Annotated in this window: 14 protein-coding genes; 11 read left to right on the top strand and 3 right to left on the bottom strand. The window is 42.2% G+C overall.

The genetic code is table 11. From position 1 onward, the window contains the following. Positions 1-28 precede the first annotated feature (28 nt). From rodZ to HMPREF9380_RS10490, 6 genes are all read left to right on the top strand, one after another. Positions 29-883 (top strand): cytoskeleton protein RodZ, encoded by an 855-nt coding sequence (gene rodZ / locus HMPREF9380_RS10465; RefSeq protein ID WP_002931671.1) that lies wholly within the window; start codon positions 29-31, stop codon positions 881-883. Between the two features lie 16 nt (positions 884-899). After that, positions 900-1,439: a CDP-diacylglycerol--glycerol-3-phosphate 3-phosphatidyltransferase gene (gene pgsA / locus HMPREF9380_RS10470; protein ID WP_002905673.1), complete on the top strand. Its 540-nt coding sequence runs from the start codon at positions 900-902 to the stop codon at positions 1,437-1,439. A 1-nt stretch (position 1,440) separates the two neighbouring features. Next, positions 1,441-2,277: an energy-coupling factor ABC transporter ATP-binding protein gene (locus HMPREF9380_RS10475; RefSeq protein ID WP_002931670.1), complete on the top strand. Its 837-nt coding sequence runs from the start codon at positions 1,441-1,443 to the stop codon at positions 2,275-2,277. Continuing rightward, complete coding sequence (locus HMPREF9380_RS10480) at positions 2,253-3,092, top strand: energy-coupling factor ABC transporter ATP-binding protein (protein ID WP_002908343.1); 840 nt, start codon at positions 2,253-2,255, stop codon at positions 3,090-3,092. The genes HMPREF9380_RS10475 and HMPREF9380_RS10480 overlap by 25 nt, the downstream gene beginning before the upstream one ends. Beyond that, positions 3,085-3,879 (top strand): energy-coupling factor transporter transmembrane component T family protein, encoded by a 795-nt coding sequence (locus HMPREF9380_RS10485; RefSeq protein WP_002905670.1) that lies wholly within the window; start codon positions 3,085-3,087, stop codon positions 3,877-3,879. Before HMPREF9380_RS10480 ends, HMPREF9380_RS10485 begins: the two co-directional genes overlap by 8 nt. Positions 3,880-4,089: 210 nt before the next feature. Further along, positions 4,090-4,680 carry a LysM peptidoglycan-binding domain-containing protein gene (locus tag HMPREF9380_RS10490; RefSeq protein WP_002894257.1) on the top strand — a complete coding sequence of 197 codons (591 nt, stop codon included), beginning with the start codon at positions 4,090-4,092 and terminating at the stop codon, positions 4,678-4,680. 133 nt (positions 4,681-4,813) lie between these two features. On the opposite strand, the gene HMPREF9380_RS10495 is transcribed toward HMPREF9380_RS10490, so the two are convergent. Genes HMPREF9380_RS10495 through sdaAB form a run of 3 tightly spaced genes read right to left on the bottom strand, consistent with a single transcriptional unit; the run spans position 4,814 to position 7,065 of the window. Beyond that, positions 4,814-5,461 (bottom strand): HAD family hydrolase, encoded by a 648-nt coding sequence (locus HMPREF9380_RS10495; protein ID WP_002931669.1) that lies wholly within the window; start codon positions 5,459-5,461, stop codon positions 4,814-4,816. A gap of 51 nt (positions 5,462-5,512) precedes the next feature. Beyond that, on the bottom strand, positions 5,513-6,385 hold the full coding sequence (gene sdaAA / locus HMPREF9380_RS10500) for an L-serine ammonia-lyase, iron-sulfur-dependent, subunit alpha (protein ID WP_002920017.1): 873 nt from the start codon (positions 6,383-6,385) through the stop codon (positions 5,513-5,515). Between the two features lie 8 nt (positions 6,386-6,393). Further along, entirely contained in the window at positions 6,394-7,065 is a 672-nt protein-coding gene (sdaAB, locus tag HMPREF9380_RS10505) for an L-serine ammonia-lyase, iron-sulfur-dependent subunit beta (RefSeq protein WP_002928563.1), read from the bottom strand. 274 nt (positions 7,066-7,339) lie between these two features. On the opposite strand from sdaAB, the gene mnmA reads away from it, so the two are divergent. The 5 genes from mnmA (at position 7,340) to dnaB (ending at position 14,540) form a co-directional block, all read left to right on the top strand. Next, the gene (gene mnmA / locus HMPREF9380_RS10510; protein WP_260469364.1) at positions 7,340-8,485 is read left to right on the top strand and encodes a tRNA 2-thiouridine(34) synthase MnmA; all 1,146 of its coding nucleotides are present in this window, start codon (positions 7,340-7,342) and stop codon (positions 8,483-8,485) included. Between the two features lie 137 nt (positions 8,486-8,622). Further along, positions 8,623-10,530 carry a tRNA uridine-5-carboxymethylaminomethyl(34) synthesis enzyme MnmG gene (gene mnmG / locus HMPREF9380_RS10515; protein ID WP_032907461.1) on the top strand — a complete coding sequence of 636 codons (1,908 nt, stop codon included), beginning with the start codon at positions 8,623-8,625 and terminating at the stop codon, positions 10,528-10,530. Between the two features lie 187 nt (positions 10,531-10,717). Continuing rightward, positions 10,718-12,709, top strand: coding sequence for a DHH family phosphoesterase (locus tag HMPREF9380_RS10520; protein ID WP_459561810.1), 1,992 nt, complete (start codon positions 10,718-10,720; stop codon positions 12,707-12,709). Beyond that, on the top strand, positions 12,706-13,158 hold the full coding sequence (rplI, locus tag HMPREF9380_RS10525; protein ID WP_002894242.1) for a 50S ribosomal protein L9: 453 nt from the start codon (positions 12,706-12,708) through the stop codon (positions 13,156-13,158). Before HMPREF9380_RS10520 ends, rplI begins: the two co-directional genes overlap by 4 nt. A 26-nt stretch (positions 13,159-13,184) precedes the next feature. After that, the gene (gene dnaB, locus HMPREF9380_RS10530; protein WP_002894241.1) at positions 13,185-14,540 is read left to right on the top strand and encodes a replicative DNA helicase; all 1,356 of its coding nucleotides are present in this window, start codon (positions 13,185-13,187) and stop codon (positions 14,538-14,540) included. Positions 14,541-14,542: the final 2 nt, after the last annotated feature.

Genomic DNA, 14,542 nt, shown 5'->3' with positions numbered 1-14,542 from the left:
GAATCGTTTTTAAAATTTTGTTAAAATAGTGAAGAATAGAAATAAGGGAAAAGTACGTATGAGAAAAAAAACGATAGGAGAAGTGTTGAAGCTTGCCCGGACCAATCAAGGGCTGAGCTTAGAGGAATTGTCAAAAAAGACAGATATTCAGCAGGATTTGCTGGAAGCGCTGGAACGAAATGACTATGATTTGCTTCCTAGTCCTTTCTATGCCCGCAGCTTCTTGCGAAAATATGCTTGGGCTGTAGATTTGGATGAATCTATTATTCTGGAGGCTTACGAAGCTGGTGAGATGATAGTCTTTGATGAAGTGGTACTGGCAGCAGATGAGGAATTCAGGAGCAGAAAAAATAAAAATAAAAGCTCTTTTCTGCCCTTGTTCTATTTTCTCTTATTGGCTTCAGCTATTGCAGTTTTCGTGGTATACTATATCTGGAGCTATGCTCATACTAATTCGGTAAGTTACAAAGCATCTGACAACAACTATAGCCTGGTTTCCTCTACAAGTACTAACAGTCAGATGAGTTCCTTTTCTTCGGCTGATTCTAAGTCAGTTTCTTCCTCGGCTAGCAAGTTGACAGTTGGTGGAAGCGGAGATAATTTGACTGCTGAGTACAGCGGAGCAAGTCAGCCTGTCAAAGTGACCGTTTCTGTGGAGCAAACAACCAATTTGGTAAGCATAAGCGATTCAGAACTAGCCGAAGGCATCACCTTATCTCCTGAAAAATCAAGCCAGACGGTTGCTCTTGAGCCAGGCAATAAGTATCTTATTACGTTAGCACCTGTTAAAGGAGCAACTGTGACGATAGAGGGACAAAAACTAGATACTTCGGCTTTGACTAGCGATAGTGGAACCATTAGTTTAAACATTACGAAAGGATAAAAACGAAGGGAATCCCATGAAAAAAGAAAATATTCCAAATGCCTTAACTCTTGTCAGGATTGCTTTAATCCCTGTATTTGTTGTGATTTTAACATTCGGTCATTCTTACACCATGCATATTTTATCGGCTTTTATCTTTGCTTTTGCCAGTATAACTGATTATCTAGATGGTTATTTGGCTCGAAAGTGGGAAGTGGTAACAAACTTTGGTAAATTTGCTGATCCCATGGCTGATAAGCTTTTAGTGATGTCTGCCTTTATCATGTTGATTGAGATGAAAATGGCTCCTGCCTGGGTTGTGGCTATTATTATTTGCCGAGAATTGGCAGTAACAGGTCTGCGCTTGCTTTTAGTGGAAACAGGTGGTACGGTCTTAGCAGCTGCTATGCCAGGTAAAATCAAAACCTTCACGCAGATGTTTGCTATTATTTTTCTACTGATTCATTGGACTCTCTTAGGGCAAATCCTTCTGTATATCGCTTTAATCTTTACGATTTATTCTGGATATGACTACTTCAAGGGAAGTGCCTATCTCTTTAAAGATACCTTTAAATAATATGGAAAATATCATCGAAGTAAGAAATCTTAAGTACAAATATGATAGTGAGTCTGAGAATTACACTTTAAATGATGTCTCCTTTCAAGTAAAAAAAGGGGAATGGCTGTCTATTGTCGGTCATAATGGGAGTGGAAAATCAACCACAGTTCGTTTGATTGACGGCCTTTTAGAAGCGGAAAGCGGAGATATTATTATCTCAGGCGATAAGCTAACAGCTGAAAACGTCTGGGAAAAACGCAGACAGATTGGCATGGTATTCCAAAATCCAGATAATCAGTTTGTCGGTGCAACTGTAGAAGACGATGTAGCCTTTGGTTTGGAAAATCAAGGGCTGGACTATGATCTGATGGTAGAGCGAGTCCAGCAGGCATTAGAGCTTGTCGGCATGCAGGATTTTAAGGAGCGTGAACCAGCTCGTCTTTCTGGAGGTCAGAAACAGCGGGTAGCTGTTGCAGGTGTCGTAGCTCTAAGACCGGATATTATTATTTTGGATGAAGCAACTAGCATGTTGGATCCAGAGGGGCGTTTGGATCTTATCCAGACCGTGAAAAAAATTAAAGATGGTAATCAGCTGACCGTCATTTCTATCACTCATGACCTGGATGAAATAGCCTTAAGCGACCGTGTTTTGGTCATGAAAGAGGGTCAGGTTGAATCTACTGCTACCCCGAGAGAACTTTTTTCTCGAGAAGATTTGGAAGAGCTAGGATTGGATCAGCCATTTGTTAATCAGGTAAAGGCGGCTTTGCGTCAGTCAGGGCTTCCTCTGCCAGACACTTACTTAACAGAAAAAGAATTGCAGGATCAACTATGGGCATTACTCTCAAAAATGTAAGTTATACTTATCAAGCTGGCACCCCTTTTGAGGGACCAGCGCTTTTTGGAGTGGATTTGGAGATAAAATCCGGCAGCTATACCGCTCTTATCGGTCATACTGGCAGCGGTAAGTCAACCATTCTCCAGCTTTTAAATGGCTTGCTGGTTCCCAATCAGGGCAGTGTTGAAGTAGGCAGTACAGTCATCACGGCTGATTCCGTCAATAAAGACATTAAACAGGTGCGCAAGAAGGTTGGTCTAGTCTTTCAATTTCCGGAAAGTCAAGTTTTTGATGAAACAGTTTTGAAAGATGTGGCTTTTGGTCCTCAGAATTTTGGTGTTTCTAAGGAAGAAGCGGAAGCTTTGGCGCGTGAAAAGCTGCACTTAGTCGGAATTTCTGAGGATTTGTTCAATCGCAGTCCTTTCGAACTTTCTGGCGGCCAGATGCGTAGGGTAGCCATCGCTGGTATACTAGCCATGGAGCCTGATATCTTGGTTTTGGACGAGCCGACAGCAGGACTTGATCCATCTGGTCGAAAAGAACTGATGAGGCTCTTTGAAGAGCTGCATCGAGCCGGTATGACCATTGTTTTGGTAACTCACCTAATGGATGATGTAGCCAACTTTGCTGATACAGTCTATGTTTTAGATAAGGGCAGAGTCGTCAAGAGCGGTCAGCCTGCTCAGGTCTTTCAGGATCTTGATTTTATGGAGAGTATTCAATTGGGTGTTCCTAAGATTACAAAATTTGCTCACGAATTGGCGGAAAAAGGGATGACCTTCTCGCACTATCCTATTACAATTGAAGAATTCAAGGAGATCTTGCATGGATAAGTTGATTTTAGGTCGCTATATTCCCGGAAATTCAATCATCCATCGTTTGGATCCGCGGAGCAAGTTGCTGGCGATGTTTCTTTTTATTCTATTAATTTTCTGGGCTAATAATCTTGTGACCAATCTGCTGTTGTTTGTTTTCGTTTTTAGTTTGGTCTTGCTGTCCAAGGTTCCTTTGAAGTTCTTTTTAAAGGGTATCCAGTCCATGGTTTTTATCATAGCTTTTACTACCTTGTTCCAGTTGTTTTTGACCTCGGGAGGGGCCACAATCTTTCGATTCGCTTTTGTCAGAATTACAGAACTAGGACTGTCACAGGCTGGCATTATTTTTAGCCGCTTTATTCTGATTATTTTCTTTTCTACTCTTCTGACTCTGACAACGACACCCTTAAGCTTGTCTGATGCCGTGGAGTCTTTGCTGAAGCCTCTGAAGGTTTTCAAGGTGCCAGCACATGAGATTGGTCTGATGCTCTCTATGAGCCTGCGCTTCGTTCCAACTTTGATGGATGATACTACTCGGATTATGAACGCCCAGAGGGCGCGTGGTGTTGACTTTGGCGAGGGAAAGCTTGTTCAAAAGGTTAAATCTATTATTCCCATTCTAATCCCTTTGTTTGCTTCTAGTTTTAAAAGGGCAGATGCTCTAGCTATTGCCATGGAAGCTCGTGGTTATAATGGAGGTGAAGGTCGGACACGTTTTCGCCGCTTAGCATGGAAAAGAAATGACAGCTTGGCTATTATTAGCTTACTCATATTAGGTATTCTACTTTATATATTGAAAAACTGACCTGCTGTTTAAAGTGTTTTTAGAGAATAGTATAAGTTAAACTTGTCTATTTTTTGCTTGGTCAAAGAAAATATTTGACAAAAAAGCTCTAAAAGTCTGTTTTTAACGTCTAAACTAAATGTTCTTGTAACGTTTGACTTGGTAATGTAACTTTTTGGTAATATTTTATGTGTAAGATAGTATTATCACCGAAAGGAGAATTACATTTTAATGAACAAAAAAACAGCAAAATGGACTTTAACAGGTGCAGTCGCTGCAGCGGCTTTCTTGGTTTCAGGTATTGCAAATGCTGAGACCTATACAGTTGAAGCCGGTGATACTTTATCAGCTATTGCTAACGAAAAAAATACAACTCTTGAGAAATTAGTAGAGTTAAACAAAATCGCAGATCCAAATCACATCCGTGTTGGTCAAATCTTGGAACTTGGAAATAGTGCCAAAACGTCTGAAACAAGCGTAGCAGCAACTGCAACTCCCGTAAATAATTATGCAGCACCTGCAGCAACAGCTAATTCAGCAGCAACATCAGGAGGCCTTGTACTTAGCAATGGTAATACCGCTGGTGCAACTGGTTCTTATGCAGCATCACGTATGGCAGAAATGACTGGTGTTCCTGCATCAACTTGGGAAGCTATTATTGCCCGTGAATCAAATGGTCAAGTAGATGCTTACAACCCTTCAGGTGCTAGTGGTCTTTTCCAAACGATGCCAGGTTGGGGATCAACAGCTACTGTTGATGATCAAATTCAATCAGCATATAGTGCCTACAGTGCTCAAGGACTTTCAGCTTGGGGCTATTAAGATAGAAATAAAAAAACCACAGAAATCTGTTGTTTTTTAGTTTACATAAAATTGACAATTTATAAGCAGAAAATGGTAGTGTAGATAAAGATTTAAAGGTAACAATCTTATCTATATTGACAGCTATGTAAAGTTATGAAAAGTGTTCTTTCAATATTTTTAAAATGTAGTTGGGGGAATTAGCCAGCAAATCTGCTCCATTTTCTAGTAACTCTTCTTTACTGCCAAAGCCCCAAAGGACTCCTAGAGTTGAGATCCCTACTTCTTTACCGCCAATCATATCAAACTTTGTATCACCTATAATTATGGTTTCTTCTGGATTTGCATCTAGTGTTTGCAGAGCTCGACGCAGAACATCTGCTTTTTGAAATGAATCTGGCAGTGAGCCAAAAATATCATCAAATTGGTCAGAGATAGCTAGATTTGCTAATAAATCTTGTGCTGTGGGTTGATTTTTACTTGTTGTTACATAAATCTGATAGCCGGCTTCTTTTAACTGTGTCAGCAATTCTGGTATCCTCTCATAGAGGCGGACGCCCCAGATGCCTTTTTCCTTATAGAAACTGCGATAATAGCTAATCGCTTCTGGAACTTGGCTTTCTTCAAGAACAGAAGCGAAGCTTACTTCCAGAGGAGGACCCATAAAACTTTTGATAATATTTTCTTCAGGGCACTCTTTTCCAAGTTGTTTAAAACTGTATTCAAAGGATTTTTGGATGCCCTTTGAACTGTCAACTAAGGTTCCATCCAAATCAAAGAAGATATATTTCAAATGGCTCATCTTGTCTCCTTTTTTACTATCTAGTAAATCTACTTGACAAATTTGTCAAGGTTATTCTCCAAAGATTTCTTTTGAAAGTCTGCGACCTGTAGGTGTTGTAGCTAGACCGCCTTCAGCTGTTTCTCTGAAAGCAGTAGGCAGACTTGAGCCGACTTGATACATAGCGTCAATGACTTCGTCAACAGGAATTTTAGACTCGATTCCTGCAAGAGCCATATCGGCTGCAATAAAAGCGTAACTGGCTCCCATAGCATTTCGCTTGACACAAGGCACTTCCACAAGACCAGCTACTGGATCACAAATCAAGCCCAGCATGTTTTTAATGACAAAACAAATAGCTTGACTGGCTTGAAAAGGTGAACCTCCAGCAGCCAGAACTAAAGCAGCTGCACTCATAGCTGAAGCGGAGCCAACCTCAGCTTGACAGCCACCTTCAGCACCCGAAATTGAGGCGTTATTAGCAATGACTAGGCCAAAAGCGCCTGCAGCTAATAGAAAGTATAGCTGTTCTTCTTCTGAGAGGCCTAATTTTTCAATGGCTGATGTAAGGACAGCAGGCAGACAGCCAGCGCTACCAGCTGTTGGTGTAGCACAAACCAAGCCCATTTTAGCATTGTGTTCATTTACAGCAATAGCATTTTTTGCAGCAGTCAGCACAGTGTGGTCTGATAAAGCCTTTCCTGTCTGGATATAATGGTCAAGTTTTGCCGCGTCTCCACCAGTCAATCCGCTTCGAGACTTGCTCTCATCGAGTCCAAGAAGGACAGAGGCTTTCATGACTTCCAGATTGCGATGCATCAACCGCAGGACTTCATCTCTTTCACGACCAGTCAATTCATACTCGGTAGCAATCATCAATTCAGCAACATTTCCTTGGTAATCCAAGTCAGCTTGCTCTACCAATTCTTTGATGGAATAAAACATATTTTCTCCTATTTAAAGAAATTCACATTGTGCAGATGAGGAATATTACGGATTTCATCAATGGCTTCCTCACAGCTGCGGCTGTCAACTTCAATAATCATAATCGCTTTTTCTCCAGCCTTCTCACGTGTAACATTCATCTGAGCTATATTGATATTGTAGCGTGACAGAGCTTCGGTGACATGGGCAATCATACCTGGGACATCCTGATGGACAATAATGATGGTCGGAGTATTCATGCTCAGAGATACTGAAAAGCCATTCAGCTCTGTTACTTGAATGTTGCCTCCACCGATAGAGACTCCAGTCACACTGATTGTTTTACGGTCATTTTTGACTGTAATTTTTGTCGTATTAGGGTGGGGAGCATTGCTATCCTTTTGAATCGTCCAGACAATCTTGATACCGCGTTTATGGGCGATTTCAAGGCTGTTAGGAATCTCTGGATCATCAGTCTCCATACCTAGAATCCCTGCGACAAGAGCCAAGTCAGTTCCGTGACCTCGGTAAGTTTTGGCAAAAGAGTTAAAGAGCTGGAACTCTACCTCTGTCGGCTCATCGTTAAAAATAGAGGAGACAATTTTTCCGATACGGACGGCGCCTGCTGTATGACTGCTTGATGGGCCTATCATCACAGGTCCGATAATATCAAAAACAGATTGAAATCTTAGTGAAGTCATGATTTCTCCTTGCAGCTAATTTATTATTTTCATTATAACAAAGTTAAGGGCTTTCTGCTGATTTTTTAAATGAATTAAAAGTGGATATTATAAAATTTTGCTAGAGATTAAAGTAAATGAGAAAATCAATATATTTACAACGTTGTAAACATAATTTACAGTTAATAAATTTAGTTGAATTTCTGATTTGTTTTCCTAGTCCTTTCGTGCTATAATAGGCCTTGCTCAAGCGACCTTCAATCGTTGAAAGCACAGCACGACCTTCAATCGTGAAATAACGAAAAGATGGGAGAACACAATGAGTGATAACTCTAAGACTCGTGTCGTTGTTGGTATGAGCGGAGGCGTCGATTCATCAGTAACTGCTTTGCTCTTGAAAGAGCAAGGTTACGATGTGATTGGCATCTTCATGAAAAACTGGGACGACACAGATGAATTTGGTGTCTGCACAGCCACAGAGGACTACAAGGATGTAGCTGCTGTTGCAGATCAGATTGGCATTCCTTACTACTCTGTCAACTTTGAGAAAGAGTACTGGGAACGTGTTTTTGAATACTTCTTGGCGGAATACCGAGCAGGTAGGACTCCAAATCCAGATGTTATGTGTAACAAGGAAATCAAGTTTAAAGCCTTCCTTGACTATGCCTTGACACTGGGTGCAGATTACGTTGCAACGGGTCACTATGCTCAGGTGAAGAGAGACCAAGAAGGCGTGGTTCACATGCTGCGTGGCAAGGACAACAATAAGGATCAGACTTACTTTTTAAGTCAACTATCACAGGAACAACTGCAAAAGACTATGTTTCCTCTGGGTCATTTAGAAAAGCCAGAAGTTCGAGCAATTGCTGAAAGAGCTGGTTTGGCTACAGCCAAGAAAAAAGACTCGACAGGTATTTGCTTCATTGGTGAGAAGAATTTTAAAGAGTTTCTGAGTCAATATTTACCAGCCCAGCCGGGTCGCATGATGACCTTGGAAGGCCGAGATATGGGCCAGCATGCTGGATTGATGTATTATACCATTGGCCAGCGGGGTGGTCTTGGAATTGGTGGACAACATGGTGGTGATAATGAGCCTTGGTTTGTGGTTGGAAAAGATCTCAGCCAAAATATTCTTTATGTCGGTCAGGGCTTTTACCATGACAATTTGATGTCAACCAGCCTTGACGCTAGTCAGGTTCATTTCACAAAAGAAATGCCAGAAGAATTTACTATAGAATGTACAGCTAAGTTCCGTTATCGTCAGCCTGATTCCAAAGTGACAGTTACTGTAAAGGGTGACAAGGCAGTTGTCAACTTTGATCAGCCTCAAAGGGCTGTTACTCCAGGTCAAGCAGTTGTCTTTTATGATGGCGATGAGTGCTTAGGTGGTGGCTTGATTGACAGAGCTTATAAGAATGGTCAAGTCTTGCAGTACATTTAGATTGACAATTCAACATAATTTGCTAAAATAAGATAAGCAATACCTATGATGGTCAAAGCTCATGGATGTTGCAGGCTTTTTTGTCCTGCACTTCTAGAGAATTGGCCTTTTTTGGTGAAAAAATGAAGGAAAAAGAAATGTCACACAATTTTACTGAAAGTTATGATATTATCGTGATTGGAGCAGGGCATGCTGGGGTTGAGGCATCGCTTGCTGCTAGTCGAATGGGTTGTAAGGTTCTTTTGGCAACCATCAATATTGAGATGCTGGCTTTTATGCCCTGCAATCCATCTATCGGAGGGTCTGCAAAAGGCATTGTCGTTCGTGAAGTAGATGCTTTGGGCGGAGAGATGGCCAAGAATATTGACAAGAGCTATATCCAGATGAAAATGCTCAATACTGGTAAAGGACCCGCTGTTCGGGCTCTTCGGGCGCAGGCGGATAAGGAAGTCTACTCCAAAGAAATGCGGAAGACTGTCGAAAATCAAGAAAATCTGACTCTGCGGCAAACCATGATTAATGAAATCTTGGTAGAAGATGGTAAGGTCATTGGGGTTAAGACAGCGACGCAACAGGAATATGCAGCTAAAGCTGTCATTGTTACCACTGGAACAGCCTTGCGGGGAGAAATTATCATTGGTGATCTCAAGTATTCATCTGGTCCTAACCATAGTCTAGCAGCCATTCCTTTAGCTGATAATCTGCGTGATCTAGGTTTTGAAATTGGTCGTTTTAAGACAGGAACGCCACCGCGTGTCAAGGCATCATCTATCAATTATGATGTGACCGAGATTCAGCCAGGTGATGAAAAGGCCAATCATTTCTCTTACACGTCTCGTGATGAGGACTATGTGAAAGATCAAGTTCCTTGCTGGTTGACTTATACCAATGCAGAAAGTCACGAAATTATCCAAAATAACCTGCACCGGGCTCCTATGTTTTCAGGTATCGTTAAGGGTGTGGGTCCTCGCTATTGCCCGTCTATCGAGGATAAGATTGTACGTTTTGCGGATAAGGAACGCCACCAGCTTTTCTTAGAGCCTGAGGGCCGTGATACAGAAGAGGTTTATGTACAGGGGCTGTCAACTAGTTTGCCAGAAGATGTACAAAAGGACTTGGTTCACTCTATCAAGGGGCTAGAAAATGCTGAGATGATGCGGACAGGCTATGCCATTGAGTACGATATGATTATGCCCCACCAGTTGCGGGCAACCTTGGAAACAAAGAAAATTTCAGGACTCTTTACAGCAGGCCAGACCAATGGGACTTCTGGTTACGAAGAAGCTGCTGGTCAAGGAATTATCGCTGGGATTAATGCGGCCTTGAAAATCCAAGGTAAGCCAGAGTTGATTTTGAAGCGTAGTGATGGTTATATTGGAGTCATGATTGATGATTTGGTCACTAAAGGGACGGTAGAACCTTATCGACTCTTGACTAGTCGAGCTGAGTACCGTCTGATTCTCCGCCACGACAATGCCGATATGCGTTTGACAGAGATAGGACGAGAAATTGGTCTGGTAGATGATGAGCGTTGGGCTCGTTTCGAGATTAAAAAGAATCAATTTGACAACGAGATGAAGCGTTTGGAATCTATCAAACTAAAGCCTGTTAAGGAAACAAACGCTAAGGTAGAAGCGCTAGGCTTTAAGCCTCTGACAGATGCAGTAACTGCCAAAGAATTTATGCGGCGTCCGGAAGTGTCTTACCAAGATGTAGTTCAGTTCATTGGTCCGGCGGCAGAGGAGCTTGATGAAAAGATTATCGAGCTAATTGAGACAGAGATTAAGTACGAAGGCTATATTTCTAAAGCTCTCGATCAGGTTGAAAAGATGAAGCGTATGGAAGAGAAGCGGATTCCAGCAAATATTGACTGGGATGATATTGATTCGATTGCGACAGAAGCGCGGCAAAAGTTCAAGAAAATTAATCCAGAAACGATTGGTCAGGCAAGTCGTATTTCTGGTGTCAATCCAGCAGATATTTCTATTTTGATGGTTTACTTAGAAGGCAAGTCTAGAAGCATTTCTAAAAATCAAGCGAAGTAACTCTTGTAAAAGGCTTAGTTTCCTTTGGGAAGCAGCCTTTTTGTGTAAGTTTACAATAGGTTTACAATGTTGTAAACTTTGAAAGACTATTTTTCGCTTCCTTTACCATTGTTAAATGCTTTGATTATTGGGAGAAATTCGCTTTTTTCTAGGATTTATGGTAAAATGGCGGAATAAGAGGTCTATGATGAAAAAATTTCGTTTTGCCCCAATTCATTTGGCGATGGCGGGTCTAATTTCCTTTATAATCTTAGCCATCTGTCTGAGGCTTTTTGGTGATAGTTTGGCCATGCTAGCTGCTCTCATGCTTGTGCTGGCTCTTTTGATTGTGCTTTTTATCCAGCAACAGAGAGTATCCGAGCTAGATGAGATTGAGCAGATTCATTATGTCAATCATCAAGCAGAAGGAAGCCTCGCTTCCTTGCTGGATAAGATGCCAGTTGGTGTCATTAAAATCAGTGAAGATAATGGTGATGTAGAGTGGTTTAATCCCTATGCTGAACTGATTTTTACAACCGAAGATGGTGATTTTGATGCAGATATGCTCAAGAATATCATGAAGGCTGCTTATTCAGACTCTGGTCATTATGCTACGGTTGTAGACAAGAAATATTCGGTTTACTTGGACCGTGCATCAAGTGTGTTTTATTTTTTTGATGCATCCAATGAATACGAAGCTACTGTTGGTTTGGTAACAACGCGCCCGGTGATCGGGATTATCTCGGTGGATAATTATGATGATTTAGAAGATGTCGTTTCAGACACGGATATCAGTCATATCAATAGCTTTGTGGCTAACTTCGTAGCAGAATTTTCTGAGCAGTTTCACATGTTTTACCGTCGGGTTGGCATGGATCGGTTCTATCTTTTTACCGATTACACAGTGCTGGAACAGCTGATGGAAAATAAATTTTCTATCATTGATCAATTCCGGACGGAAGCTAAAAATCGAGAGCTGTCACTGACACTCAGTATGGGCTTTTCTTATGGTGATGGCAATCATGATGAAATCGGTAGGGTTGCCCTGCTTAACCTCAACTTGGCTGAAGTTCGTGGCGGGGACCAGGCTGTCGTCAAAGAAAATAATGACAACATGAACCCAATCTTCTTTGGTGGAGGAACGGCGTCAGCTGTTAAGCGCACGCGCACCCGTACTCGGGCTATGATGACTGCAATCTCTGATAAGATTAAGAGTGTGGATCAGGTCTTTATAGTCGGACATAAAAATCTGGATATGGATGCCTTGGGTTCTTCTCTTGGTATGCAGCTCTTTGCCAGTAATATCATTGAGAAAGCTTATGTGGTCTATGATCCGTCCCAGATGGCTTCTGACATTGAACGCTCCATTACAAAGCTCCAGCAGGAAGGGGCTGACTATCTGGTGCCGCTTTCTGAAGCAGTAAATATGGTGACCAATCGTTCTCTTTTGATTATGGTTGATCACTCCAAGATATCTCTGACTCTGTCTAAGGATTTCTTTGATCAATTCAGTCAGATTATCGTAGTCGACCACCATCGCCGTGATGAAGATTTTCCGGAAAATGCTGTGATTGCCTATATCGAAAGTGGGGCTAGCAGTGCTAGTGAATTGGTAACGGAGCTGATTCAGTTCCAGAATTCTAAAAAGAACCGTCTCAGCAAGATGCAAGCCAGCATTCTCATGGCAGGTATCATGCTTGACACCAAAGGATTTTCATCTCGAGTCACTAGTCGGACTTTTGATGTGGCCAGCTATCTACGAACTCGGGGCAGTGACAGTGTTGTGATTCAGGATATTTCTGCTACGAATTTTGAGGAATATCGTGCGATTAATGAGCTGATTTTAAACGGCAAGAAGATTTTGCCTAATGTCATTGTAGCAGCTGGTCCAGAAGAGAACACTTATGATACAGTTGTCATCAGTAAGGCAGCTGATACCATGCTCTCTATGTCAGGAATTGAAGCCACTTTTGTTGTAAGCAAGAATACCAAAGGCTATGTGTCTATTTCGGCTCGCAGTCGCAGCAAGATCAATGTTCAGCGAATTATGGAAAAGCTGGGCGGTGGCGGTCATTTTAATCTGGCGGCAGCTCAAATTGAAGGCAAAACAGTTTCTGAGGTCCTTCAGTCGCTGAATCAAGAAATTATGGACCAAGTCATTAAAGAGGAAGTAATAATAGACGAGGAGAAAAAAGGATGAAAGTAATTTTTTTAGCAGATGTAAAAGGCAAGGGCAAAAAAGGCGAAATCAAGGAAATGCCAACTGGCTATGCTCAAAATTTTCTGATTAAGAAAAATTTAGCCAAGGAAGCAACGGCCCAGGCTATCGGTGAACTGCGCGGCAAGCAAAAGTCCGAAGAAAAAGCCCACGCGGAACTAGTGGCAGAAGCTCAAGCTATTAAAGCTAAGTTAGCAGAAGAAGCTACTCTTGTTGAATTTACTGAAAAAGTTGGTCCAGACGGCCGGACCTTTGGATCTATTACAAGTAAGAAAATAGCAGAAGAGCTGCAGAAGCAGTTTGGTATCAAAATTGACAAACGTCATATTAAGGTGGACTCACCGATTCGCTCCATTGGTCTGATAGATGTTCCAGTGAAAATTTATCAGGATATAACTGGGGTGATTCGTTTGCGGGTTAAAGAAGGATAATAGTGATTTGAAGGAAGGATTTACCGATGGCAGAGATTGATGAACTCCGAGCTCAACCTCAGGATATTTTAGCGGAGCAGTCCGTCTTAGGAGCCATTTTCATTGATGAGAGCAAGCTGGTCTTTGTTCGTGAGTATATCGAGCCTGCTGACTTCTTTAAGTATGCCAATCGCTTGATTTTCAAGGCTATGATTGACTTGGCTGACCGCGGGGATGCCATTGATGCAACGACGGTTCGCAATATTTTGGACAGTCAGGGTGATTTGCAGAATATCGGCGGTCTCAGCTACTTGGTGGAAGTGGTCAATTCTGTGCCAACATCTGCCAATGCTGAATACTATGCTAAAATCGTTGCAGAAAAGGCCATTCTAAGGCGGCTGATTTCGCGTCTGACAGAGTCTATCAATCAAGCCTACGATGGCGACCGGCTGTCAGAGGAAATTATCGCCGGAGCTGAAAAAGCCCTAATTGATGTCAGTGAAACAGCTAACCGTAGCGGTTTTAAGAATATCCGTGATGTGCTGAACCTTAACTTTGGCAATCTGGAGGCTCGGTCTCTGCAGACATCAGATATCACTGGGATTGCGACTGGCTATCGTGAGCTGGACAAGATGACGACTGGTTTGCATGAGGAAGAATTAATCATTCTGGCGGCTCGGCCAGCGGTCGGAAAGACGGCCTTTGCCCTTAATATTGCTCAGAATATCGGAACCAAGCTGGATAAGACTGTAGCTATTTTCTCTCTGGAAATGGGGGCGGAAAGCTTGGTGGACCGGATGCTGGCTTCAGAAGGGGTGATTAATTCTCATTCCATTCGTACGGGGCAACTGACAGATGAAGAGTGGCAAAAATATACCATTGCGACAGCTAATCTGGCTAACGCTAGTATCTATATTGATGATACACCAGGGATTCGGATTACAGAGATTCGCTCGCGGGCTCGAAAACTGGCTCAGGAAACGGGCAATTTAGGGCTGGTCTTGATTGACTATCTGCAGCTGATTACAGGAACTGGTCGTGAAAACCGTCAACAAGAAGTTTCGGAAATTTCTCGGCAGTTGAAAATCTTGGCTAAGGAGCTCAAGGTACCAGTCATTGCGCTGAGTCAGCTCTCGCGTGGCGTGGAGCAGCGGCAGGATAAACGACCGGTGCTGTCTGATATTCGGGAATCAGGTTCCATTGAGCAGGATGCGGATATCGTTGCTTTCCTTTACCGGGATGATTATTATGATCGAGCCGGTGAGGAGGAAGAAGGCATTCCCAACAACAAGGTTGAAGTCATTATCGAGAAAAACCGGAGTGGGGCGCGTGGTACAGTAGAGTTAATTTTCCAGAAAGAGTATAATAAATTCTCAAGTATTTCCAAAAGAGAGGACGAATAAAG

This window comes from Streptococcus sanguinis SK49 (genome assembly GCF_000212815.1).
In the GTDB taxonomy this organism is placed as follows: domain Bacteria; phylum Bacillota; class Bacilli; order Lactobacillales; family Streptococcaceae; genus Streptococcus; species Streptococcus sanguinis_C.
The sequence above is the reverse complement of the archived record's forward strand: the minus strand, read 5'-3'. Positions and strand labels throughout refer to the sequence as shown.